A 23,774-nucleotide genomic window follows, 5' to 3' on the forward strand; every position below is an offset into this window, starting at 1 on the left:
TCATCGCGTCACCTCTCGGGAGAAATACGGGATTACTAAGCGCTCACTTAGTAGACCGGTGATGGTGCATGATGTCAAGGCACCAGACATTCCTGCACACGAGAGGCCCGAGATGAGCAAGCCGTCGTCGACCACGACCGAGGTCGACGAACCCGCCCTCGGCACCGAGCTCGCCGCACTGTTCCCGGACGTCGGCTCCGAGGTCGCCCGCCGGCTGATCGGCTCCGCGGTCCAGGCATTCGCCGAACGCGGCTACCACGCCACGACCACCCGGCACATCTCCGAGGGTGCGGGGCTGAGCCCGGCCGCGCTGTACGTGCACTTCAAATCCAAGGAAGCCGTGCTCTACGCGGTCAGCCATGCCGGGCACCTCGGCGTCCTCGACGCCATCCGCGCCGCGGCCGCCGCGGGGTCGACCCCGACGGAACGCGTGCGGGCACTGATGCGGGCCTTCACCTCGTGGCACGTCCAGTACCACACCTACTGCCGCGTCGCCCAGTACGAGATCGCGGCGCTCACCGCGGAGCATTACGCGGAGGTCGCCGAGATCCGGCGGGACACAGAACGGTTCGTGCGACAGGAGATCCAGGCCGGCGTCGACAGCGGGGACTTCGTCGTGCCCGCGGTCGCCACCGCGGCTCGGGCGATCCTGTCGATGGGCATCGACGTGGCCCGGTGGTACCAGCCGGGCCGCAACACCGACCCGGAACTCCTTGCCGCGCAGTACGCCGACCTGGCCGCGGCGATGCTCGGGGTGCGACCGGAGGCATGAGGACCGATCCCGGCCGGCGCCGGGACGGATCGCCGGACACGTCCTAGTGTTCTCGGCGTGACCCTCACCTTCTCCGCTCTCGTCGCCCGCGAAGCCGACGGGGCGATCACCCTGACCCCCGAAACCCTCGACGAGACCGCGCTGCCCGCCGGCGAGGTCCTGATCCGCGTGGACTTCTCGAGCGTGAACTTCAAGGACGCGCTCGCCGTCACCCCGCGCGGCGGCGTCGTCCGGGAATACCCGATCGTGCCGGGCATCGACGTCGCCGGCGAGGTCGTCGCCTCCGACTCCCCCGACTTCGCTCCGGGCGACCGGGTCGTCGCGCACGGCTACGACATCGGCACCGCCCGGCACGGCGGCTACGCCGAGTACGCCCGGGTTCCCGCGGGCTGGGTGGTGAAGCTGTCGACGCTGACGCCGCGGGAGGCCGCGACTGTCGGGACCGCCGGGTTCACCGCCGCGATGAGCGTGCAGGCGCTGATGGACCGGGGACTGACGCCGGGCGACGGGCCGGTGCTGGTGACCGGCGCGTCGGGTGGCGTCGGCAGCGTCAGCGTCGACCTGCTCGCGGCGGCCGGATTCGAGGTGGTCGCGTCCACCGGGAAGCCGGAGGCCCACGAGTTGCTGACGTCGCTCGGCGCGGCCCGGGTGATCGGCCGGCTGCCCGCGGATCCGGACGCCACACCGCGGGCCCTCGGAAAGGCGGAGTGGGCGGCTGCGGTGGACTGCGTCGGCGGGGCGACGCTGGCCGACGTGCTGAGCACGGTCAGGTACGGCGGAGCGGTCGCGGCCAGCGGCCTCACCGGCGGCGCCGCGCTGCACACCACCGTGATGCCGTTCATCCTGCGCGGCGTCGACCTGCTCGGCATCGACTCGGTGCAGTTGCCGATCGACCGGCGCCGCGCCCTGTGGGAGCGCATCGCGACCGACCTGCGGCCGCGGCACCTGGACGCGCTCACCCGGGAGGTTCCGGTTCGGGACGTCGCCGCGGTGCTCGACGTGATCCGCGCCGGCGGCCGGTCCGGCCGCACCGTCGTCCGCGTCGCGGACGGCTTCTGACGCCCACACACGACCAGGCCCCTGAGCGACCTCCCCCTGCCGAGTGAACGGAAGCGTTCACTCGGCAGGCGAGGAGCGCGTCAGCTGCCGAACGGCAGGGTCCCCGGCGGAATCTGGTAGCCGCTGCTGCCCGCGGCGACGGTCCCGACCGAGCCGAGGATCCAGTTGATCGCGGTGGTGAGCATGAGCGTCCTTTCGTCGTGACTGCGTCCGGCCCGAGAAGACCGGACCATCCGCCACGCTATTGACGGCCGGCCCCGATGTCGACCGGGCGAAGGACGTTGGCAGCAACATGACAGGGTGGGGGCATGTGCGAGATCCCCGAAGCGGACAGCGGTCCCGGGCAGGCGACCCGGGACGACGACCGGCACGCCGATGTTGAGGCGGTCACCCGGTTCCGCGCGGACCACGGACTGGACAGCATCATCGACGTCCACACCCACTTCATGCCCAAACGCGTGATGGACAAGGTGTGGGCGTACTTCGACTCCGCCGGTCCGCTGACCGGGGTGGTCTGGCCGATCCAGTACCGCCACGACGAGGACGTCCGGCTGGACCGGCTGCGGTCGTACGGGGTGCACGCGTTCACGTCGATGATCTACCCGCACCGGCCGGACATGGCCGCGTGGCTGAACCAGTGGGCCGTCGAGTTCGCCGCCCGGAACCCCGACTGCCTGCACACCAGCACCTTCTACCCCGAGCCGAGCGCCCCCGGCTACGTGGCCGACGCGCTCGCTGCAGGCACCCGGGTTTTCAAGTCGCACATCCAGGTCGGCGACTACGACCCGAACGATCCGCTGCTCGACGAGGTGTGGGGGCAGATCCAGGACGCCGGAGTACCGATCGTCATCCACTGCGGCTCCGGCCCGGCACCGGGACGGTTCACCGGGCCGGACCGGATCGAGACGCTGATGGCCCGGTACCCGCGGCTGCCGCTGATCATCGCGCACATGGGGATGCCGGAGTACAACGCGTTCCTGGACCTGGCGGGCCGGTACGAGTCGGTGCTGCTCGACACCACGATGGCCTTCACCGACTTCATCGGCGACATGGCCCCGTCCGACCCGGCCGATTCACGACGGCTGCGCGACCTCGGAGACCGGATCCTGTTCGGCAGCGACTTCCCGAACATCCCCTACCCGTACGTGCATGCGCTCGACGCCGTCGCCCGTCTCGACCTCGGGGAGGCGTGGCTGCGCGGCGTCTGCCACGACAACGCCGCCCGCGTCTTCGGTCTCTGACAGGCGGGCCCGATCCCGGGTCAGAAGAGGGTCAGTTCCTTCGAGTCGGCGGCGGGCAGCTCGAACAGCGCGGGCTCGGGCTCGGCCACCCGGGCCGGCGCCCGCCGCACCTGGCGGGTCTTCTTCGCCGGCGACCCGGTGGTCGCGGCAGCGGCGGTCGCGGTGTGCACGGCGGCGGGGCGGGAAGGTGTGTGCGCCGCCTTGGCCGCGACCGCGCGAGCGGCCTCACCGGCCAGTCGGTCGGCTTCCTCGTTGTAGTGGTTGCCGACATGTCCGCGAACCCAGCGGAAGCGAACCGGACCGGACCGCTCCGCCAGCGCCTGGTCGATGTCCCGGATCAGGTCGACGTTCTTGACCGGGTCGCCGGAGGAGGTGCGCCACCCCTTCCGCTTCCACCCGGTCACCCACTCGGACGCGCACTTGATCGCGTACTGCGAGTCGGATTCGATCAGCATCGGCTCGTCACCGGGATGCGCCAGGATGGCCTCGAGCAGCGCCCGCAACTCGGCGATCTGGTTGGTGCCCGACCGTTCACCACCCGACCGGCTGGGGCCGTGATGATTCACCCAGGCCCAGCCGATCGCGCCGCCCGGATTCCGCAGGCAGGAGCCGTCCGTACTGACGATGATCACGGTTGCACACTCTACGGTGAACGACCGACAAACGGGGCGGAGGTGGCCAATCTCCCACCCTCCGCCCGCGACCGCGGCACCTACTCGCCGATGAACCGCGGCGGACGCTTCTCCAGCATCGCCGCCACCGCCTCCTGATGGTCGCGGGTGCTGTGGGCCAACGCCTGCATCGCCGCCGACAGTTCGAGCAGCGACTCGAGGCTCTGGTGCTGGCCCTCGCGAAGCAGCTTCTTGGTCATCCGCAGCGCCTGCGGCGGGTTCGCCGCCACCCGGGCCGCCAGCGCGTGCGCGGTCGGAAGCAGGTCGTCGGGGTCGACGACGCGCGACACCAGGCCCCAGTCGAGTGCGGTCTCCGCGTCGATCGCGTCGCCGGTGAACGCCATCTCCGCGGCCCGTGCCAACCCGACCGCGCGCGGCAGCAGCCATGCGCCGCCGTCGCCGGGGATGATGCCGAGCTTGACGAAACTCTCCGCGAATTTCGCCGCGGTGGACGCGACCCGCATGTCGCACATGAGTGCCAGATCGCAGCCCGCACCGATCGCCGGGCCGCCGACGGCCGCGATCACCGGAACCTCGCAGTGGTACAACGCCTTCGGGATGCGCTGGATGCCCTGCCGGTAGCCGTCGCGCAGTTCGGCCGGCGCCCCGCCGAACATGCCGGCCTTGTCCCGCATGTGCTTGACGTTGCCGCCGGAGGAGAACGCGGGACCGTTCGCCGCGAGCACCACCACCCGCACGGCGCGGTCGGCGTTGACGGCGGCGATGGCCTCCTCGAATGCCGCCACCATGTCCGGCTCGGAGATGACGTTGCGGGTTTCCGGCCGGTTCAGTGTCCAGGTGACGATGTCGCCGTCCCGCCGGATCTCGATCGCGTCGCTCATGCGCCCAACCCTAGGCACCTCCGGTGCGCGGGCGCGTTCTGCGGGTCCCGGGACCCCGGATCCACGCCCGAGCGGCTACGCCGCCTGCACGAGGTAACCGTGGGCCTCGGCGACACCGGCGGAGAGCACGGCACCGTCGTGGGTGGTCAGGCCCGCCGCGAGTGCCGGGTCCGCGGCGGTCGCCCGGCGCCAACCCTGATCGGCCAGCGCCACCACGTACGGCAGGGTGGCGTTCGTCAGCGCGAACGTCGACGTCCGGGGCACCGCGCCGGGCATGTTGGCGACGCAGTAGAACACCGAGTCGTGCACCCGGAACGTGGGGGCGTCGTGCGTGGTCGGGTGGGTGTCCTCGAAGCAGCCGCCCTGGTCGACTGCGATGTCCACCAGGACCGAACCCCGGCGCATCCGTGACACCAACTCGTTCGACACCAGCTTCGGGGCGCGCGCACCGGGGATCAGCACCGCACCGATCACCAGGTCGGCACCGAGGACCGCGCGTTCGAGTTCGTAGCCGTTTGATGCGACGGTACGCACCCGGCCCCGGTAGCCGTCGTCGATCTCCCGCAGCCGGGCCGGGTTGACGTCCAGCACGGTGACGTCGGCTCGCATCCCGACCGCGATCGCGGTCGCGTTCCGTCCGGCGACGCCGCCGCCGAGCACGACCACATCGGCCGGCCGCACGCCGGGGACCCCGCCCATCAGGACGCCCCGACCGTCGGCGTGGGCCATCAGGTGGTAGGCGCCGACCTGCGGGGCGAGTCGGCCGGCGACCTCACTCATCGGCGCCAGCAGCGGCAGCGATCCGTCCGCGGTCCGGACCGTCTCGTAGGCGATCGTGGTCGTCCGCGCGGCGAGCAGCGCGTCGGTGCACTCCCGGGACGCCGCCAGGTGCAGGTAGGCGAACAGCACCTGCCCCGCCCGCAGCCGCGAATACTCCTCGGCGATCGGTTCTTTCACCTTCAGCAGCAGGTCCGCATCGGCCCAGACCTCGGCGGCGGCGGGCACCACCTGGGCGCCCGCGACGCGGTAGTCGTCGTCGGGCAGCGACGAGCCGGCACCGGCACCGGACTCGACGAGCACCCGATGCCCGCGACCGACCAGTTCGTGGACCCCGGCAGGTGTGATGGCGACTCGGTACTCATGGTTCTTGAGTTCGCGTGGAATTCCGATCCTCATGGCGATCACCTCGAGTTCGGTGGGGCAGGGCGACGCGATCGGCGTCACTTCCAGTATGGATTTTCTTCCGCACCCACGCCGGAACGTCGGAGAAATCCCCTGCACACCCGCTTGACATTAGGTTAGGCGTACCTAATACACTCACGGCGGGCAGGGTGCCCGACACGTGAGGAGTCAGCGTCATGATCGACGGTCTCATCGAAGAGGCATTCGCACGCGGTGCGGTCCGGGCGGTGACGCCGGCCCCGGTGGGCGGCGACGAGTACCTGCTGGATCGGGCGGACGACGCGGGCCGCCGCGGGACGGCCGTCGCGGTGCGGGTCCGTGCCGACGGGCGATTCGCCCTGGCGGCGCACGACGGGGTGACCCTCACCATCGGACAGGTGGCGACGCTGTGCGGGCTGACCGGCCGGCCGGCGGGCCGGACCGCTTCGCTCGTGCACAGGCGCGCTCGATAGCAACCCGCCTCCGAAGTCACCCTGCGAGCCCGGGCGACTTCGGAGGCGGCGACCCCTGGAAGCTACGGAAGCAGTTGATCCAGGAGGGGATTCGTGAAGATCCGGTGCGGGTCGTACTCGTTGAACGCCGCGCGCGCGGAATCCCAGTTGTCTCCGGACGGCACCCCGGCACGATAGGTCTGCGGGATGACCGTGCCGATGGTCTCGCCGTCCACGAACGCGGCCTGGTCGGTGAAGGCCCAGCCCTTGGCCCACTCGGGGCGGAACGTGGCGTAGTCACCGCTGTAGTTCTCGCGCATGAAGCGCTCCATCTCCCGGAAGTACGCGGCCATCCCCGGCGTCCCCGGGACGCTGACCACATTCATCCAGATCGCGGTGTCCCACTCCGGGTGGTCGGGCCGCGGCCGCAGCGCCGAGATCGTCGGCGGGCCCGCGGTTTCCACCGTCACCTCGGACTGGTCGTCGAGGCCGCACAGCCGCACCTCGAACGGGCCGTTGATCGGGTACTTCCCCTGCGCCTTGAGCTCCTGCTGCCGCTTGTTGTGCCAGGTGACGAACTCGTTGATGACCCGGGCGATGTTGGAGCGCTTGGTAACCACCACGCCGCCACCGGCCGTCATCCGCAATGTCGTGGCCTTCAGGTAGAACTGAACATCCTTGGACCAGCCCCACAGGTCGGCGCCGTTGGTGGTGGCCAGACCGGCCTTGAAGGTGGCCAGTTGGGTCTGACCGAACAGCGGGGTCAGCGCACCGGCGCCGTTGACGATCTGTCCGAGCAGATCCGTGACCGGCTTCGGCAGCGAGTCGGAGTACGGATAGTTGTAGGGCCCGGTCACCTCCCGTGACTTCGACGGCTTGGTGGGGGTCGGGGTCCACACCTTGAGGTACGGGGTGTCGGTGAACGGGAACCAGATCGCCTCCACCCGGCCCGACTTCGCCACGAAGCTCTCGAAGGTCCGGCCCGCGGATCCGGCGGGCGCGAACAGCTCACGCCACGGAATGTCCGTGGACGACTCGCACCGCAGCCGGTAGTTCGGTCCGGCCTGCAGGGTCACCTCGGTGACGAAGGTGCGGCCGAGGTGGGTGAGCAGCGGCCGGATGCCCGAATCCGCCCGGGTGAACTCGCGCAGCACGTACTCGCCGCGCCCGGTGTCCCACACCACCGCGGTCAGCTTCGTGATGAGGTTGCTGATCGATCCGAACGAGGCGCCGGGGAGCGCCGTCTCCCCGTCCGCGGGCAGGGTGGCCCCGTGCGCGTCGATCGCGAGGATGCCCGCGATCGACAGCTCGCCGATGGCCGGTGAGTTCGCCCAGCCCAGACCGTGCTTCTCCAGCTCGGTCAGCACGGCCATGAGCATCGCCCCGCCGCCGGCGGTGACCGTCGAGCGCCCCGGCTCAGCGGACGTGTTGACCACGACGTGGTTGAGGTGGCTCAGGGTGTCGACCAGAACAACCTTGTCGACGTTCTGCCCCGGCACCAGGGTCAGCGGGCTCCACCCGTGCATGGTGCCGCGCGGACGCAGCCGGTAGCCGTTGGCGTGCGCCCAGTTGGCCACCCGCACGACGTCCTCCGCGGTCGAGGGGGCACAGGTCCACACCTGGTCGAAGACGATCTCCTTCACCCAGTTCTCGTAGCCCTGCTGCGAGAGGGGGATGCCCTCCGGGAAGGCGGGCAGCGGCGGGAGCGTGACCCGGGCATCGCTCGACGAGAGCGCGTACGCAGGTGTCCAGCCGAGGGTGGTCAACGCTGCGGCCCCCGCCGCCGCGGCGGCGAGGAAACCCCGCCGGGAGAGTTCCTGAGCAGTCATGCGGGACAACTTAGAACACATTCGAGGCCGGTGGCATCGAAATTGGTCCGATCCGATCGGCCGCCTCGACGACCGCGCGGAAGGCCGCCCGTGCGTGGTGTACTGGACCGCATTGGTGGAGCCCGAACCGCGCATTCCGAACCGAAAGATGCCAGGGACCCGATGACCGACGTGGACCTCGACACCGAACCCGCCCGGTACCCGCCGCCGGCCCCGCGCCGCGGGTGGCCCGTCCTCGCCGTCCTGGTGCTCGCCGTGCTCGTCTTCCTCGTGGGCGGGGCGGGCGGCGCCTACCAGGGCAAGCTGACCGAGGTCCAGAAGAACGACAACGCCGCGTTCCTGCCGGAGTCCGCCGAGTCCACGATCGCCGCGAACCAGGCGGCGGCCTTCGTCACCGTGCAGACCATCCCCGGGTTCGTGGTCTACCACCGGGACGGACCACTCACCCCGGAGGACCGGGCCTCGATCGCGCGCGCCGGCGAGGCGGTCGCCGGGGTGGACGGCGTCGACGCGGCCGGGATGACCCCGACCCAGTATTCGGCCGACGGCACCACCGCCGCCCAGTACGTCCCGCTGGTCGCCAAGAAGGACGGCACCGATGTCACCGGCGACCAACTCGCTGCCACCGAACAGGAGGTCATGGACGCCGCGAAGGCCGCGGCGACCGCCGAACTCGAGGTGCTGCCCGCCGGTCCCGGCGGACTGCTCGTGGCATTCATCGACGCGTTCGAGGGCCTCGACAGCACACTGCTGTTCGCGGCGGTGCTGGTGGTGATCGCGATCCTGCTCGTCGTCTACCGGTCCCCGGTGCTGTGGTTCTTCCCCCTGGTCTCGGCCGGCCTCGCGCTGGGGCTGTCGTCGATGCTGATCTATCTCCTCGCGAAGGCGGAGGTACTGACGCTCACCGGACAGAGTCAGGGCATCCTGATGGTCCTCGTGCTCGGCGCGGGTACCGACTACGCGCTGCTGCTGATCTCCCGTTACCGGGAGGAACTGCACCACTTCCCGAATCGGTTCGACGCGATGATCCGGGCCTGGCGCGAATCCGCCCCGGCGATCACCGCGTCCGCCCTCACCGTGGTTCTCGGTCTGCTGTGTCTGGGCTTCTCCGAACTGAACTCGAACAAGGGCCTCGGGCCGGTCGCGGCGATCGGCATCGGCTGCACCTACGTGGTCATGATGACGTTCCTGCCGGTGTTCCTGGCCCTGGTCGGCCGCTGGGTGTTCTGGCCGCGGATTCCGCACGTCGACCACGCCGCCGACCTCGCCACCCACGGCTGGTGGGGACGGATCGCCGCCGCGGTCGGGCGGCGCGACCGCCCGGCCTGGGTCGGCGCCACCGCCCTGCTCGTCGTCCTGTTCGCCGTCGGGATCGGCAGCCTGCACACCAGTGGCCTGACCTCCGCCGAGAACTTCACCAACACCCCCGACGCCGTCACCGGGCAGCAGATCTACGACACCCACTTCGATCCCGGAACCGGAGCGCCCGCGGTGATCGTCACCAACGCGGATCAGGTGGACGCGGTGATGGCCGCGGCGGCCGCCACGCCCGGCGTCTCGACCGCGCCGGGAGCGGTGTGCCTGCAGATCGACTACGCCAAGCTGGCAGAGCTCGCCAAACTCGGCGCCGGCGCCGGTTCCGCACCGCAGGCCGGCTGTCCCCCACCGATTCTGACCGTCCAGCCGATCGACGGGCGCACCGTGGTGAACGCGACGCTTGCGGACTCCTACGACTCGCCGGAGGCGCTCGCGACCGTGGACCGGTTGCGGGACGCCGTGCACGCGGTGCCGGGCGCCGACGCCCTGGTCGGCGGCAGCACCGCGGCCACCGCGGACGTGCAGGCCGCCTCGGTGCGGGACCGCAACGTGATCATCCCGATCGTGCTGGCGGTCATCTTCGTGGTTCTGGCCCTACTGCTTCGCGCACTGCTGGCACCGGTGATTCTCATTGCGACCGTGGTGCTCTCGTTCGCGGCGACGCTCGGCGTGTGCGGATTCTTCTTCACGCACGTCTTCCACTTCGCCGGAGCCGACCCCTCGTTCCCGCTGTTCGCGTTCGTGTTCCTGGTCGCGCTGGGCATCGACTACAACATCTTCCTGATGACGCGGGTGCGCGAGGAGGCCCAACGTCACGGCACCCGGGCCGGGGTCCTGCGCGGCCTGGCCGTCACCGGCGGGGTCATCACGTCGGCCGGCATCGTGCTCGCCGCGACCTTCGCGGTGCTCGGGGTGCTGCCGCTGGTGTTCCTCGCCGAGGTCGGGTTCGCGGTCGCGTTCGGTGTCCTCCTCGACACCATCGTCGTCCGCAGCGTGCTTGTGCCCGCGCTCTCCCACGACATCGGCCGGACGATCTGGTGGCCCTCCGCATTGTCCCGCGGCGAAGGCTGACCCGGCGCCGCTCTCGAGGCACGCCGCGCGTGCCAGAGTCCACGCCGACTCACGGAGATTTCACTTGTTGCGGCCGTGGGCAATTGCGTTCGACGAGACGCGGGCCCCCGGCGAATACCGGGCGGCCCGCGATCGAAGCGCCGGCAGTCAGTCGGCGGAGCCGAGCGCCGCGGAACCGAGTGCTCCGAGCCCCGACGTCGAACCCATGAAGTCGATATTGCTCGGCAGGTTGACGTTCACGTCCGGCCCCATGGTCGGCCACCCCATGTTCTCCCCGAGCCCCTCGACGTCGAAGGTCACCCCGCCACCCTCGACGATGGAGGGAATCGTGAACATCGGAACGCGATACGTGACGGAGAGAGAAATCCCGTCGGTCGACCACCCGGCCGCGGGCGCCCTCCACGTGAGGGTCCCCGCGCCCACCTCCGGCGTGACGGGTTCGTTCCGGACCACGCCGGCGGCATCGTAGTAGCCGAACGTGGCGCTGCCCGGAACGTACTCGAACCCGGCCGGAGCGTGCTCGGTAATCCTGGTGACGAGCCGCTCGTCCCCCGACTTGACCCGGAAACTGGTCACGAACGTGACCTCACCGCCGATGCTGACCTGCGCGCCGCCGCCCAGGCCGTAGGGCTCGCCCCAGGCGTATCTGCTGACGCTGATGTTTTCCACCGTTTCATCCACAAAGGTGGGGCCCATGGCGACCGCGGACGACGAACCGGCCCCGGCCACCACACCGACACCGACCGCCAGCGCCGTCGCCGCGACCGACGCCGCCACCCGACCCACAACCGAACGAATCATCTCCACCCCTCACGGTTCACGACGGGACGAGGTTCGCCCCGACCGCACGGGATCGTAGAGTCACCAGCGCTCACCCACGGAGGATTCAGAATCATTGCGGCCAGGCATCATTGCGTTCAACGCAAGCCAGGTCCCCCCGGACCCCTCCGCCCGGCTCACGATCGAATCGGCGATCGTCAGTTGCCGAAGGATCCGGTCGATCAACCCCCGACACACTTCTCGTGCTCCGTGCGAAATCGTGCGCGCTGGGGCACACTCGATCACGGTGACCACCACCTGTCGGGGAGTCTTCCACACGAAAAGGAGTGTCATGCCGCCGCGTTCACGCATCGCCCGGGTCCGTCGCCTCGCCCTCACCGCGCTCGTCTCCGCTGCCGCCACCGCCGCCGTCGGCACCGCCGTCGCCCCGGCCGCGCAGGCCGACATCACCCCCACCACCCTGATCAACGGTGTCCTGTCCACCGTCGGCGGCTGCCAGAGTCCGGTCCGCGACACGATCGTCGGCTGCACCCGGATGGAGACCCTGACGACCCAGTTCCCCGTCGTCCTCGATCTGAACCAGTTGGGCACGAACATTGTCGTGCTCGGAGCGGGTCTGTACCCGGACGGGACGATGCGCCCGGTGCTCGTCTCCCGGCTGCAGGCGGCACTCCAGGTCGCCAGGCGGTACCCACTCTCGCCGATCGTCGTCAGCGGCGGCGTACCGCAGTCCGGCGTCACCGAGGCCGGCGCGATGCGGGCGTGGCTGATAGCGAACGGTATTCCCTGGTTCCGGATCACCGAGGAGAACACCTCGCGATCGACGGTCGAGAACGCCCGCAACACCAACGGCATCCTCGCCCAGCGAGGTGCCACGAGCGCAGTTGTCGTCACCTCTCCCGACCACCTCCAGCGGGCGATGGTGGACTTCCGCACGGCCGTCGCGGGCCGGATCCCCATCGCGGGGGTCGTGGCACCGTTCTGACCCGGTCCGGTCTCGATTCGATCAATCACCCGTGCCGCCGTGATCCCGGTGGGAGCCTGGAATGATGATTGCCAACGCGTGCGGTGGTCGCTGATGGCCCGGCCGGTCCAGGTGGTCGTGTTGGGCGCCGGATCGTGGGGGACGACGGTGGCGTCGCTGGCCACGCGCAACACCCCGACCCTGGTGTGGGCCAGGGAACCCGACGTCGCCGACGAGATCAACCGCGCGCACCGCAACACCCGCTACCTCGGCGACCGGCCACTGCCGAAGGGCCTGCGGGCCACCGCCGACATCGTCGAGGCCGCGCACGAGGCCGACGTCCTCGTCGTGGGCGTGCCCTCGCACGCGGTCCGGGCCACGCTGAGCGAGATCACCAACGACCTGCGGGCCTGGGTGCCGGTGCTCTCACTGGCGAAAGGCCTCGAGCCCGGGACACGGAAGCGGCCCACCGAGGTGATCGCCGAATGCCTGCCCGGTCATCCGGTCGGGCTGATGGCCGGACCGAACCTCGCCAAGGAGATCCTCGACGGCAAGGCCGCGGCCACGGTCGTCGCGATGCAGGACGAACGCGTGGCCGAGGCGCTGCAGCCGCTGTTCGCGTCCCCGGTGTTCCGCGTGTACCGCAACACCGACGTCCTCGGTTGCGAACTCGGCGGCATCCTCAAGAACATCGTCGCGATCGCGGCGGGCATGGCCGACGGGCTCGGTGTCGGCGACAACACCCGCGCGATGGTGCTCGCCCGGGGACTCGCGGAGATGATCCGGCTCGGCGAGGCCATGGGCGCCCACCCACGCACCTTTGCGGGCCTGACCGGGGTGGGCGACCTGATAGCCACCTGCATCAGTCCGTCCTCGCGCAACCGGCGGGTCGGCGAGTACCTGGCCAAGGGACTGACGACCGAACAGGCCGTCGCCGAACTCGGGCAGGTCGCCGAAGGAGTGAAGACCGCGCCGACGGTGATGGAACTGGCCCGCGACCACGATGTGGAGATGCCGATCGCGGCCGAGGTCGAGGCCGTCATCGCCGGACGCCGGACCCCCGAGGAGGCGTACCGCGGGCTACGGCAGGTCGCCGCCGGGGACGAGGACGACCTGGCCTGATCGGCGAATGGCCGCCGGCAACAATCGATCCCGGAGGCCCTTCGTCGAGGCTTCATGCAGCGTCGTCGTCTGGCTACAGATTGCCCTGCGGGTAACCCTTGCCGCCGCTGCTGCCGAACGGGTCAGCCAGCGATCCGAGACCGAACGGGTCCGGATCTGCCACTATGGTGACCTTGCCCATGTCCGGCCACCCCACACTGCCCTCGTGTCCGGCGACGTCGAAGGTCACTCCGGTACGGAACTCGGTGCCCGTCGGTATCTTCTGCGGAGCACGGTAGGTGACGAAGAGATTGATCGTCCCGCCCGTGGGTGTGAGCAACCACCCGTCTTCCGGCGCCGCCACCGAGACCGTCCCGGGACCGATCTCCTGAGTCACCGACCCCGGCGGCGTCCCCTCAGGTCCGTAAACGCTCAGCTGTGCGCTGCCCGGGACGTACTCGAAGCCGGCCGGGCCGTGACTCGTGATGCGTGTGAGCACCCGTTCAGCACCCTCGCGGACACGGACCATCGTCTGGAACCTGATCTCCTGCCCGGCCTGGACGTAAGCACTCCCCTCCATGCGGCTGCCCGGGCCGAACCACTCCACATCGATGTTCTCGAAGGTCTTCCTCACATTGGCAAAACCCGACGCCTGGTCTGCCGTCGCCACACCCGACCCGGCCGCCACACCTACACCGACCAACAGGACTGCGGCCGCGACCGCAGCCGCTCCGCGACTCACCACCGAACGAATCACTCCCACCCCTCCGAGGTCATGGCGAGGCGCGCTTCCGCCCCGACTGCGCCAGATCCTAGAGCCCCCACACACCAGCCTTCGTCGATTCAAAACAATTGTGGCCATTCATAATTGCGTTCAACGCAAACGAGGGTCGCCCGAAACACTCGGGCGACCCACGATTGGATCAGCAGCCGTCAGCTACCGAAGGCGTTTTGCGACGAACCGAAGGGGTCGACAATGCTCGGCACGCCGATGTCCACCGGCAGTCCCATGCTCGTCCACCCCAGATCTTCCCGAGACCGGCCACGTCGAAGGTGACCCCACCTCCGTCCACCTGGGAGGGGATCGTGAGTCGCGGGGCGCGATACCTGACATGCAGAATGACTCTGCCGAGCGACCATCCGGCCCCGGACGCTCTGAACGTGACGGTGCCCGCACCCACCTAGGGATTGACTATTTCTGTGTCCCCGCCGGCGGCATCGAAATACACGAGGCTGGCGTCGACGTATTCGAACCCGGCTGGCCGTGATCGGTGATCTTGGTGACGAGCCGGTCGTCACCTCCACCCCTCCGAGGTCATGACGGGGCGTGCTCCGCCCCGGCCGCACCGAATCCCGAAGTCACCTGCGCCAACCCACCGAAGATCTCAAAACTATTGCTGCCGTGCAACATTGCGTTCAACACAAACGAGGGCCGCCCGGAATACCCGGGCGGCCCACGATCGGATCGGCAGCCGTCAACTGGCGGAGCTGCCGAGCGCCAGGCCGGCCCACGACGACAATGAACCCGAGGGGTCGACGCTCTCCGGCAAGTAGACCAGCACCGACGGACCCATCTTCGGCCAGCCCAGATTCTCCCCCAGCCCGGCCACGTCGAAGGTGACCCCCCCGCCCTTCACCCGCGAGGGAATCACGACCTGCGGGGCGCGATACCTGACACTGATATTGACGTTGCCGAGCGACCATCCGGCACCGGGCGCCCTCCATGTGATGCCGTCCGCACCCACCTCGGGCGTGACGGTTTCGCTGTAGTCCACGCCGGCGGCATCCGCAGCCGTGAGTGTGGCGCTCCCCGGGACGTACTCGAACCCGTCCGGGCCGTGCTCGGTGATCCTGGTGACCAGCCGCTCATCCGGCTCGCCGACCAGCCGGAATGAGGTCGTGAATACGATCTCGTCTCCGGCACGAACCATTGTGCCCTTCGCGATCGTGCCGGTGGGCTTCCCCCACGCGTACCTCTCGACGAGAATATTCTCCACCGTCTCATGCTGGAGTGATACGCCCATATCGAATATTCCTGAAGCCGACGCGGTGCCGGCACCGGCCACCACACCCACGCCGACCGCCAGCGCCGTCGCCGCGACCGACGCCACCACCCGACCCACAATCGAACGAATCATCTCCACCCCTCACGGCTCACGACAGGGCGCTCCGCCCCGATCGCATCGGATCCTATGGTCATCCACACCAATCCGACTGACGTATCAAAACAATTGCGGCCGTGGATAATTGCGTTCAACACAAACGAGGGCCGCCCGGGTTTCCCGGGCGGCCCTCGCGTTGCGGAACCGGAGCTAGCTGCCGTTGCCGAGGAGGCCGGTGACGAAGGCTGCGGGGTCCTCGCCATCGGACGAGCCGAGGCCCAGTTCGGCGGAGCCGACGGCCTCACCGAGGTTGGGGTTACGCACGGTGACCCACACGCCCATCGGATCGAACTTCTGGGTGCTCGCGAAGGTCAGCACGTCGAAGGACGCACCGCTGTCGAGGGCGGTCCCGGGCGTGGCATCCGCCGGCACCTCGTAGGTCACCTCGAGGGTGACGCTCGCGCCCGCGGAGGAGGCGATCCAGCCGAGCGGCAGGTTCGCGGCGGTGACGCGGTTCTCGTCGTCGGCCACCGTGGGAGTGACCGACGACGTCTGCGTACCGCCGACGAGGTACCACGCGGTGAGCTTCGCGCTGCCGTCGACGTACTTGAACCCCGCCGGGTGGATATCGGAGATCTTGGTGATCCCGCGGTCCAGGCCGCTCGGCACCGAGACCGTGGTCCGGTAGGTGACCTGCCCACCGGGGATGACGGTGCCGTCGCCGACGACGGACTTGGTGATGCGCAGGTTGCTGGTCTCGGCGGTCGCCGAGGTCGGCTTCTGCTCGACGGGTGCAGCCGCGCCCTCGCTGGAGCTGCCCAGATCGGAAGAGCCGACGGCAGCGGCGGGACCTGCACCGACGGCGAGGCCGCCGGCGATCAGGGCGGTCGCGGCCAGGGCGGACGCGGTGCGGCGAAGCGAAGTACGGGACATGCAGATCCTCCAGTAGATGTCACTCGGATACGCGACCAGTTGCCGTCCGTTCGGCCATTCGCCCGTCACGCGCACCCTTTATAGGTCAAGCGTCCAACTAGAGGTCCGTTTTCGGGGAAATCATTCCGATGATCAGCCCGCGCGCGGGTTGCACGAAACGCTTCGCATACCTAAGGTGGGGCGCTATGACGCGCATTCTCGTAGTTCGCCGCCGTAGCGGGGTCTGAATCGGACCGACCCCTCGCTGCGGGTCGTTGAGCTACGCGTTGGTCCTCCCTTTCCATTCAGGAAGACCACCCCCATGAATGCCACCGCGAACACCACCCACCCCATCGCCGACCCGTTCTCGGCACGATTCGGGATGCCGCTGCCCCGGGAGATGCGCGCGGACTGCGCGGGCATGAGCTGGCGCACCTTCCTCGCCACCTACTCGCCGTCGAACGGTCCGATCCGCTTCGGTAGTTGGTCGGTGACCCCACTCGGTGCCGGGACCAGCGAGTTCAAGGCCACCCTCGGCATCGGTGACACCATCGCACAGGCTTCCACGATCGCGTCCGGCCCCGTGTCCGCGCTGACCACGATGCTCTACGACGCCGGCTTCCAGATGGAGATCCTCTCCTTCCATCAGCTGCACATCGCGGCCGACCGGATCGCGACCGTCCTGCTGTGTGAGCACGACGGTCACCGGCACTGGGCGATCGGGTTCGGCGCCGACCCGACGGAGTCGTCGATCGAGGCGATGATCGCGGGCGCGAACCTGCTGCACGGCTGACGGCGACGCGCCGCGCATCGCTCCTCCTGCGCCCCGACTCCCCCGCTCCTACAGTGAAACCTGCACCCTCCGACCCACCCGTGTAGGCATTTCGGCAGGAGCACGCATGACCGCGACCACGCCCGACGACGTCCACACTCCCACCGCGCAGGACCTCCTCGCATCGCTGGGAGTCGACGTCGACCGGGGCCTGTCCGACACCGAGGTGAGCCGCCGCCGCGCCGAGTACGGCGAGGACGTGCTGCAGGAGGAGGCCGGAGAGTCGGCGCTGCGCAAGATCATTCGTCCGCTCGCGGACAAGATGGCCCTCGTCCTCGTGGTCGCGGCGGCGATCAGTGCACTCGTCTCCAACGGGGAGCCAGTGGCTGTTCGCCATCGCGGTGGCATCGTCGATCGTCGTGATCGAGGAGATCCGCAAGGCCGTCGTGCGAGCGGTGTGGAAGTGACCGGAAGGGGAACCCGGACATGCTGACCAATCTGATCGTCACGTACCTGTCGCGTTATCGACGGTACGTCGCCGCGGTGGTGGTCCTGCAGTTCATCGCCACCGCCGCGATGCTGTACCTGCCGACGCTCAACGCCGACATCATCGACAACGGCGTCGCGAAGGGCGACACCGAGTACATCCTGCGAATCGGCGGCTGGATGCTCGTGGTCGCCTCCGTGCAGGTGCTCTGCATGGTGATCGCCCAGTTCTTCGGCGCCCGAGGCGCACTCGGCGTCGGCCGCGACCTCCGGCACGACCTGCTGCACCGCGTGAACACCTTCTCGGCACGCGAAGTCGGCACGTTCGGCGCTCCCTCGCTGATCACCCGGTCCACGAACGACGTCCAGCAGATTCAGCTGCTGCTGGTGATGGGGGCGGCGATCCTGGTGATGGCACCGATCATGTGCATCGGTGGGATCGTGATGGGTCTCCACGTAGCACCCGGCCTGGCATGGATCCTGGTGGTGGCGGTCCCCGTGCTCGGAATCGTGATGGCCCTGATCATCCGGGTGATGATCCCCGGATTCCGGGCGATGCAGACACGCCTGGACAACGTGAACCGAGTCATGCGCGAGCAGATCACGGGCATCCGGGTGGTGCGCGCGTTCGTCCGGGAACGCCACGAGATGCGCCGGTTCGCCGTCGCCAACGACTCCCTCGCCGACGCCAGCCTGAGCGTCGGTCGCATGATGGCGCTGATGTTCCCCGTCGTCATGCTCATCACGAACGTGACCATCGTCGCGATCATCTGGGTCGGTGGCCACAAGGTTGCCGACGGCACCGTGGAGATCGGCGCACTCACCGCGATGATCAGCTACGTCATGCAGATCCTGATGTCGGTGATGATGGCGTCGTTCCTCGCGATGATGGCGCCGCGCGCGGCGGTCTGCGCGGAGCGGATCTCCGAGGTGCTCGACACGGAGTCGTCGGTGGTGCGCCCCGTCACCCCTCTCGGGTTCACCGGCAATCCCGGTGTCGTGGAGTTCCGGGGGGCGGAGTTCCGGTATCCCGGCGCCGACACTCCGGTGCTGCAGGACATGACCTTCCGTGTCGAGCCCGGCACCACGACGGCGATCGTCGGGTCGACCGGATCGGGCAAGACGACGCTGATCGGACTGGTGCCGCGCCTGATCGATGCCACCGCCGGTTCTGTCGCGGTCGGCGGCACCGACGTCCGCCGCCTCGACCCCGACGTCCTGCGTTCCGTGATCGGCCTGGTGCCACAGCGGGCGTATCTGTTCTCGGGGACCGTCGCCTCCAATGTGCGGCACGGGAAACCGGACGCGACGGACGACGAGGTCTGGGAGGCGCTGCGCATCGCCCAGGCCGACGAGTTCGTCCGGGCGATGCCCGAAGGGTTGGACACCCCGATCGCCCAGGGCGGCACCACCGTCTCGGGCGGTCAGCGTCAGCGCCTCGCGATCGCACGGGCTGTCGTCCGCCGGCCGGCGATCTACCTGTTCGACGACTCCTTCTCTGCACTCGACCTCTCCACCGACGCCCGCCTGAGATCGGCACTGCGACCCGAGACGATGACGGCCGCGGTGATCATCGTCGCGCAACGTGTCTCGACGATCATGGACGCCGACCAGATCGTCGTCCTCGACCGCGGGCGCATCGTCGGCCTCGGGAGACACGACGATCTGGTCACGGACTGTCCGACGTACGCCGAGATCGTCCAGTCCCAGCTCGCGATCGCGGAGCAGTCGTGACGGGCCCGCGGGGACCGATGACGGCGCCGGTCCGGAAGGCACGGTCGTTCGGACCGTCGATGAAACGCCTGGTGCACCTGCTGCTCACCTACCGCGGCTTCATGGTCACCGTCCTGCTGACCATCGTCGGGGCCGTCGTTCTCACCGCGATCGCCCCGCGGGTACTCGGCCACGCCACCGACCTCATCTTCGACGGCGTCATCGGACAGACCCTTCCGGCGGGCGTCACGAAGGACCAGGCGGTCGCGGGGCTCCGCACACAGGGCCAGGACACGTACGCGGACATGGTGAGTTCGATGGACGTGATCCCCGGTGTCGGGGTCGACTTCACCGCCGTCGGTCGGGTCCTGCTGATCGTCCTCGCCCTGTACGTGGGGTCGGCACTGTTGTCGTGGATCGGCGCCTACCTCCTCAACATCGTCGTCGTCGGAACGATTCGGCGACTGCGCGCCGATGTGGAGGCGAAGCTGCACCGGCTCCCCCTGCGGTACTACGACACGATCCCCCGCGGAGACCTCCTCAGCCGCGTCACCAACGACCTCGACAACCTCTCGCAGAGCCTGCAGCAGACCATTTCCCAGCTGCTGAACTCTGTGCTCACCGTCATCGCGATCCTCGTGATGATGTTCTCGATCTCGCCGCTGCTGGCGCTCATCTCGCTGGTGACGATCCCGCTGGCCCTCGTCGCGACGATGCTGATCGCGCGCAGGTCCAAACCGCACTTCTCCGCGCAGTGGTCGTCGACCGGCAAGCTCAATGCACAGGTCGAGGAGGCCTTCACGGGACACGAACTCCTGCAGGCGTTCGGCCGCCAGCGTGAGGTCGAGGACGAGTTCGACGAACGCAACGACAAGCTCTACCAGTCGAGTTGGCGGGCCCAGTTCATCTCGGGTCTGGTGCAGCCCGCGATCATGTTCCTCGGCAACCTGAACTACGTGGCGGTCGCCGTCGTCGGCGGACTGCAGGTCGCATCCGGCTCGCTCAGCCTCGGGTCGGTGCAGGCATTCATCCAGTACTCGCGTCAGTTCACCCAGCCACTCGCGCAGATCGGCGCCATGTTCAACCTCCTGCAGAGCGGCGTGGCGTCGGCGGAACGGATCTTCGACATCCTCGACGCCGAAGAACAGACACCCGACCCGACGCAGCCGCTGACACCGCAGACCAACTGCGGGCGCATCGAATTCGAGGACGTCTCGTTCCGGTACGTACCCGAGAAGCCGCTCATCGAGAACCTCACGCTGGTGGCCGAACCCGGACACATGGTCGCCATCGTCGGACCGACCGGTGCGGGCAAGACGACACTGGTGAATCTCATCATGCGGTTCTACGACGTCGACACCGGGACGATCCGCGTCGACGGCGTCGACTCACAGGAGATGACCCGCGACGACCTGCGCGAACGTACCGGCATGGTGTTGCAGGATTCGTGGCTGTTCGGCGGCACCATCTACGAGAACATCGCCTACGGCGACCCGTCCGCCACTCGCGAGGAGGTAATGGAGGCCGCGGAGCTCAGCCACGTCGAGCATTTCGTGCGCACCCTGCCCGAGGGGTACGACACCGTCCTCGACGACGAGGGTGGCGGAGTGAGCGCCGGTGAGCGACAGCTCATCACGATCGCCCGCGCCTTCCTCGCCAAGCCCGTCGTCCTCATCCTCGACGAGGCGACGAGCTCCGTCGACACCCGAACCGAACTGCTCATCCAGAAGGCGATGGCGAACCTGCGCACCGACCGGACGAGTTTCGTTATCGCGCACCGACTTTCGACGATCCGCGATGCCGACGTCATCGTCGTCATGGAGGACGGCCACATCGTCGAGCAGGGCACCCACGACGAACTGCTCGCCGCCCGCGGCGCCTACCGCGACCTGTACGTCAGCCAGTTCACCGGGCCGATCGAGGAGGACCCGGAGGCCGTCTCCGTGCACGGCGGTTGACGCTGCCCACTCTGCCCGCCGTTCCCTGGTTCCCTGATGTCACATTGGGTCACCTCAGGTGATCCAATGTGACATCAGGGAACTTGCGCTTGCGCCCCACGAACCGATCAGGATTCGAGAAGCGGGCGGCGCCGTCCCGACGTAGCGTGATTGTCATGAACACAACCAGTGAAGGTTCGGGATTCTCCTCCGACGAGAAGGCCGCGATGAAGCAGCGTGCCGACGAGTTGCGCTCGACGAAGGGCCTCAAGGGTGCCGCGAAGCAGGCCCGCGAACTCGAGGCATGCGTCGACGCGATCGACGCGCTCGCGGGGATCGACCGCGAGGTCGCGACGGCGTTCCATCGGATCGTCGCCGAGGAAGCTCCCGCACTGCGGCCGAAGACGTTCTACGGGTTCCCGGCCTATGCGGACGCCGACGACAAGGTGGTCATGTTCGTGCAGCCCAAGTCCAAGTTCGACACGCGGTATCCGACGGTCAACTTCGACGAGAAGGCCAACCTCGACGACGGCGACATGTGGCCGACGTCGTTCGCCGTCGTCGCCGTGACCGATGCGGTGGAGGAGAGGCTGCACGCGCTCGTGAAGCAGGCCATCTCGTAGTCATGGCACCGCGATCGCCCGGTTCCAGATGGAGATCCTCTCGTTCCACCAGCTGCACATCGCCGCGGACCGCACCGCGACCTTCCTGCTGTGCGAACACGACGGCCAGCGCCACTGGGCGCTCGGCTTCGGCGCCGACGCCACCGAATCATCGATCGAGGCGATGACCGCCGGCCGGCGCCAACATGCTGCACGGCTTACACCCTGTGCGTGATCTCACCCTGGTAAGAGTAATGATCACGCACAGGGCCTCGGGCCACGGGCCGACCTACTCCAGGTTGCCCTGCGGGTAGCCCTTCCCGCCGCTGCTGCCGCTGCTACCCCAGAAGTCCGGGGGTGTGTCGACCGGCGGAGGCCCGACGACGACGTCCCAATCGAGGTCCGGCCACCCCACACTGCCTCCGTGTCCGTCCACCCCGAACGTGATGCCGGTCGGGTAGCGGGTACCGTCCGGGACGTTGTCCGGCACCCGGTACGTCGCGGTGAAGGACACCCCCTGGGAACTGTAGGAGGCCCCATTCTTGCTGGTGTAGACGTGCCAGCCACCCTCAGGCGCAGTCACCGAGACCGTCCCGTCCCCGAGCTCGGGCACGACGTCCTGAACCGTCCGGACCGCGCCCGTGCCTCCACCCCGAACCACCGCGACCGTTGCGGTCCCCGGAACGTACTCGAGGCCGGCATACACGTGATCGGTGATGCGGGTGATCACCCGTTCCTCATGACGGTCCCCGGGGTACGTGACATCTGGAGTCACAATGGTGAACCAGGTGCTGATCTTCAACTCCTGACCCGCATAGACGTAAGGCGAATCCTCACCCATAACACTGTTGGGGGTGAGCGTTCGGCTCGGCGCTGACCTGGAGACCAAGACGTTCTCGAAGCGGGGGTAGCGGTCCGAAAACCCGGTGGCCTCTGCTGCACTCGCAGCCCCGGACCCGACCGCGACACCTCCGGCCACCATCGCCAAAGCCAGCACCACGGAGGCACACCGCCGCATCGTGGAAACAGACATACGCAAACTCCATTCGAGAGGAAGGCTGTCGCAACGCCCCGGTCGGCGATTCTTCGCTACCCCGAATGCGCGCGGCGCCAGCGTACCCAGCGCCCACGATTCCCGGACAAGCTTTGAAAGATTCTGGTACAGAGCATCTTTGCGTTTCACACAACCATGACTGCATGAGTGCCCGACAGCGGAGAACCGTGCCGCTCAGTGTGCCGATTCGCGAACAGCGTGTTCACAGCGGCTACCGGGACTCGTGGAACGACGGCGCCGTGACCTCACGCAGTCGGGTCAGTTCGCGGTAGCTGATCAGCCATCGTCCGCCGAGGACGTTTGCTGATCGCGCGAGTGAGAGTGCCCTTGAACATGATTCGGTTCACGGTATCGTTTGTCCGCGTCTGCTTCTCGTCGGGCAGCCACCCCCGGTCTCGGATACGAGGACAGCGTCGTCGATCCTCTCGACAGCGCCGCCGGAACTTCCACCTGCTTGACGCGGCGAGGCAGCGCGAATGTACGATCATTGCGCTGAGCGAGGCTTGGAACATCGCGAATCCCTCAGGGCTGACACCGAACCCGCAGTCGAGGCCCAGCACTGCGGGAGTCATCACCAGCTTCGGAAGCAGGATCGTGAAGAGACCGGTGGTGCCGTAGGCGAGGCCGGCGCCGAGCGTCGTCAGGTACACACCCCGTACCTTGAGGACGTCGAGATCCACCAGCGGCTCACGCACCGCGCGCGCGGAGATGTACCAACCGACGAGCAACGCCAGGCCACCGACCAGGAATCCGAGCGTGGAACTGCTGGCCCAGCTCCAGGCCGGGCCGAAGCTGACCGCGACCAGGATCCAACGTCGCGAATCAGCGGGTGCTCAGGAACAACACCGGTACAAGGAACCCTGCGATCGCACGCCCGACGATAAGGAGGAATTAGTTCCAAGCCACCGCCGAGACCAACCATCCAACCGCGGAAGT

At 68.5% G+C, this 23,774-nt stretch carries 23 protein-coding genes; 13 read left to right on the forward strand and 10 right to left on the reverse strand.

What is annotated here, in order from left to right:
• Positions 1-112: 112 nt before the first annotated feature.
• The 3 genes from ACWDU4_RS06900 to ACWDU4_RS06910 all read left to right on the forward strand — a co-directional run bounded on the left by ACWDU4_RS06900 (position 113) and on the right by ACWDU4_RS06910 (position 3,072).
• Positions 113-772 carry a TetR/AcrR family transcriptional regulator gene (locus ACWDU4_RS06900; protein WP_450113127.1) on the forward strand — a complete coding sequence of 220 codons (660 nt, stop codon included), beginning with the start codon at positions 113-115 and terminating at the stop codon, positions 770-772.
• A 57-nt stretch (positions 773-829) separates the two neighbouring features.
• The gene (locus ACWDU4_RS06905) at positions 830-1,831 is read left to right on the forward strand and encodes an oxidoreductase (protein WP_450113128.1); all 1,002 of its coding nucleotides are present in this window, start codon (positions 830-832) and stop codon (positions 1,829-1,831) included.
• 308 nt (positions 1,832-2,139) lie between these two features.
• Positions 2,140-3,072 (forward strand): amidohydrolase family protein, encoded by a 933-nt coding sequence (locus ACWDU4_RS06910; RefSeq protein WP_450113129.1) that lies wholly within the window; start codon positions 2,140-2,142, stop codon positions 3,070-3,072.
• Between the two features lie 20 nt (positions 3,073-3,092).
• Here ACWDU4_RS06910 and ACWDU4_RS06915 read toward each other — a convergent pair whose 3' ends face one another.
• From ACWDU4_RS06915 to ald, 3 genes are all read right to left on the reverse strand, one after another.
• Positions 3,093-3,704, reverse strand: coding sequence for a ribonuclease H family protein (locus tag ACWDU4_RS06915; protein ID WP_450113130.1), 612 nt, complete (start codon positions 3,702-3,704; stop codon positions 3,093-3,095).
• Positions 3,705-3,784: 80 nt separating this feature from the next.
• Complete coding sequence (locus tag ACWDU4_RS06920; protein ID WP_450113131.1) at positions 3,785-4,585, reverse strand: crotonase/enoyl-CoA hydratase family protein; 801 nt, start codon at positions 4,583-4,585, stop codon at positions 3,785-3,787.
• A gap of 75 nt (positions 4,586-4,660) precedes the next feature.
• Positions 4,661-5,761: an alanine dehydrogenase gene (ald, locus tag ACWDU4_RS06925; protein ID WP_450113132.1), complete on the reverse strand. Its 1,101-nt coding sequence runs from the start codon at positions 5,759-5,761 to the stop codon at positions 4,661-4,663.
• A 182-nt stretch (positions 5,762-5,943) separates the two neighbouring features.
• Here ald and ACWDU4_RS06930 point away from each other — a divergent pair, with 182 nt between their 5' ends.
• Complete coding sequence (locus tag ACWDU4_RS06930) at positions 5,944-6,219, forward strand: hypothetical protein (protein ID WP_450113133.1); 276 nt, start codon at positions 5,944-5,946, stop codon at positions 6,217-6,219.
• A 62-nt stretch (positions 6,220-6,281) separates the two neighbouring features.
• Here the strand turns inward: ACWDU4_RS06930 and ACWDU4_RS06935 are convergent, their stop codons facing one another.
• Entirely contained in the window at positions 6,282-8,027 is a 1,746-nt protein-coding gene (locus ACWDU4_RS06935) for a cholesterol oxidase substrate-binding domain-containing protein (RefSeq protein WP_450113134.1), read from the reverse strand.
• A 162-nt stretch (positions 8,028-8,189) separates the two neighbouring features.
• Between ACWDU4_RS06935 and ACWDU4_RS06940 the strand changes: the two genes are divergently transcribed.
• Positions 8,190-10,415 carry an MMPL family transporter gene (locus tag ACWDU4_RS06940; RefSeq protein ID WP_450113135.1) on the forward strand — a complete coding sequence of 742 codons (2,226 nt, stop codon included), beginning with the start codon at positions 8,190-8,192 and terminating at the stop codon, positions 10,413-10,415.
• Positions 10,416-10,562: 147 nt separating this feature from the next.
• On the opposite strand, the gene ACWDU4_RS06945 is transcribed toward ACWDU4_RS06940, so the two are convergent.
• Positions 10,563-11,216 (reverse strand): hypothetical protein, encoded by a 654-nt coding sequence (locus ACWDU4_RS06945; protein WP_450113136.1) that lies wholly within the window; start codon positions 11,214-11,216, stop codon positions 10,563-10,565.
• A 310-nt stretch (positions 11,217-11,526) separates the two neighbouring features.
• Here ACWDU4_RS06945 and ACWDU4_RS06950 point away from each other — a divergent pair, with 310 nt between their 5' ends.
• Both ACWDU4_RS06950 and ACWDU4_RS06955 read left to right on the forward strand, forming a co-directional pair.
• Complete coding sequence (locus ACWDU4_RS06950) at positions 11,527-12,180, forward strand: YdcF family protein (RefSeq protein WP_450113137.1); 654 nt, start codon at positions 11,527-11,529, stop codon at positions 12,178-12,180.
• Between the two features lie 93 nt (positions 12,181-12,273).
• The gene (locus ACWDU4_RS06955) at positions 12,274-13,281 is read left to right on the forward strand and encodes an NAD(P)H-dependent glycerol-3-phosphate dehydrogenase (RefSeq protein ID WP_450113138.1); all 1,008 of its coding nucleotides are present in this window, start codon (positions 12,274-12,276) and stop codon (positions 13,279-13,281) included.
• Between the two features lie 73 nt (positions 13,282-13,354).
• Here ACWDU4_RS06955 and ACWDU4_RS06960 read toward each other — a convergent pair whose 3' ends face one another.
• From ACWDU4_RS06960 to ACWDU4_RS06970, 3 genes are all read right to left on the reverse strand, one after another.
• Positions 13,355-13,930 (reverse strand): hypothetical protein, encoded by a 576-nt coding sequence (locus tag ACWDU4_RS06960; protein WP_450113139.1) that lies wholly within the window; start codon positions 13,928-13,930, stop codon positions 13,355-13,357.
• A gap of 805 nt (positions 13,931-14,735) precedes the next feature.
• Complete coding sequence (locus ACWDU4_RS06965; protein ID WP_450113140.1) at positions 14,736-15,398, reverse strand: hypothetical protein; 663 nt, start codon at positions 15,396-15,398, stop codon at positions 14,736-14,738.
• Positions 15,399-15,572: 174 nt separating this feature from the next.
• Positions 15,573-16,295, reverse strand: coding sequence for a hypothetical protein (locus ACWDU4_RS06970; protein ID WP_450113141.1), 723 nt, complete (start codon positions 16,293-16,295; stop codon positions 15,573-15,575).
• Positions 16,296-16,596: 301 nt separating this feature from the next.
• Here ACWDU4_RS06970 and ACWDU4_RS06975 point away from each other — a divergent pair, with 301 nt between their 5' ends.
• From ACWDU4_RS06975 to ACWDU4_RS07000, 6 genes are all read left to right on the forward strand, one after another.
• Entirely contained in the window at positions 16,597-17,067 is a 471-nt protein-coding gene (locus ACWDU4_RS06975) for an alpha-isopropylmalate synthase regulatory domain-containing protein (RefSeq protein ID WP_450113142.1), read from the forward strand.
• A 106-nt stretch (positions 17,068-17,173) separates the two neighbouring features.
• Positions 17,174-17,539, forward strand: coding sequence for a cation-transporting P-type ATPase (locus ACWDU4_RS06980; protein WP_450113143.1), 366 nt, complete (start codon positions 17,174-17,176; stop codon positions 17,537-17,539).
• On the forward strand, positions 17,533-19,266 hold the full coding sequence (locus ACWDU4_RS06985) for an ABC transporter ATP-binding protein (RefSeq protein ID WP_450113144.1): 1,734 nt from the start codon (positions 17,533-17,535) through the stop codon (positions 19,264-19,266). Before ACWDU4_RS06980 ends, ACWDU4_RS06985 begins: the two co-directional genes overlap by 7 nt.
• Positions 19,263-21,203, forward strand: a complete 1,941-nt coding sequence (locus ACWDU4_RS06990; RefSeq protein ID WP_450113145.1) for an ABC transporter ATP-binding protein — start codon at positions 19,263-19,265, stop codon at positions 21,201-21,203. Before ACWDU4_RS06985 ends, ACWDU4_RS06990 begins: the two co-directional genes overlap by 4 nt.
• A gap of 155 nt (positions 21,204-21,358) precedes the next feature.
• On the forward strand, positions 21,359-21,805 hold the full coding sequence (locus ACWDU4_RS06995; protein WP_450113146.1) for a hypothetical protein: 447 nt from the start codon (positions 21,359-21,361) through the stop codon (positions 21,803-21,805).
• Positions 21,806-21,833: 28 nt separating this feature from the next.
• Positions 21,834-22,019 (forward strand): hypothetical protein, encoded by a 186-nt coding sequence (locus ACWDU4_RS07000; protein ID WP_450113147.1) that lies wholly within the window; start codon positions 21,834-21,836, stop codon positions 22,017-22,019.
• Between the two features lie 54 nt (positions 22,020-22,073).
• Here the strand turns inward: ACWDU4_RS07000 and ACWDU4_RS07005 are convergent, their stop codons facing one another.
• Entirely contained in the window at positions 22,074-22,514 is a 441-nt protein-coding gene (locus ACWDU4_RS07005; protein ID WP_450113148.1) for a hypothetical protein, read from the reverse strand.
• Positions 22,515-23,083: 569 nt separating this feature from the next.
• On the reverse strand, positions 23,084-23,533 hold the full coding sequence (locus tag ACWDU4_RS07010) for a hypothetical protein (protein ID WP_450113149.1): 450 nt from the start codon (positions 23,531-23,533) through the stop codon (positions 23,084-23,086).
• Between the last annotated feature and the right edge of the window lie 241 nt (positions 23,534-23,774).

This window comes from Rhodococcus sp. NPDC003348, from assembly GCF_053589375.1.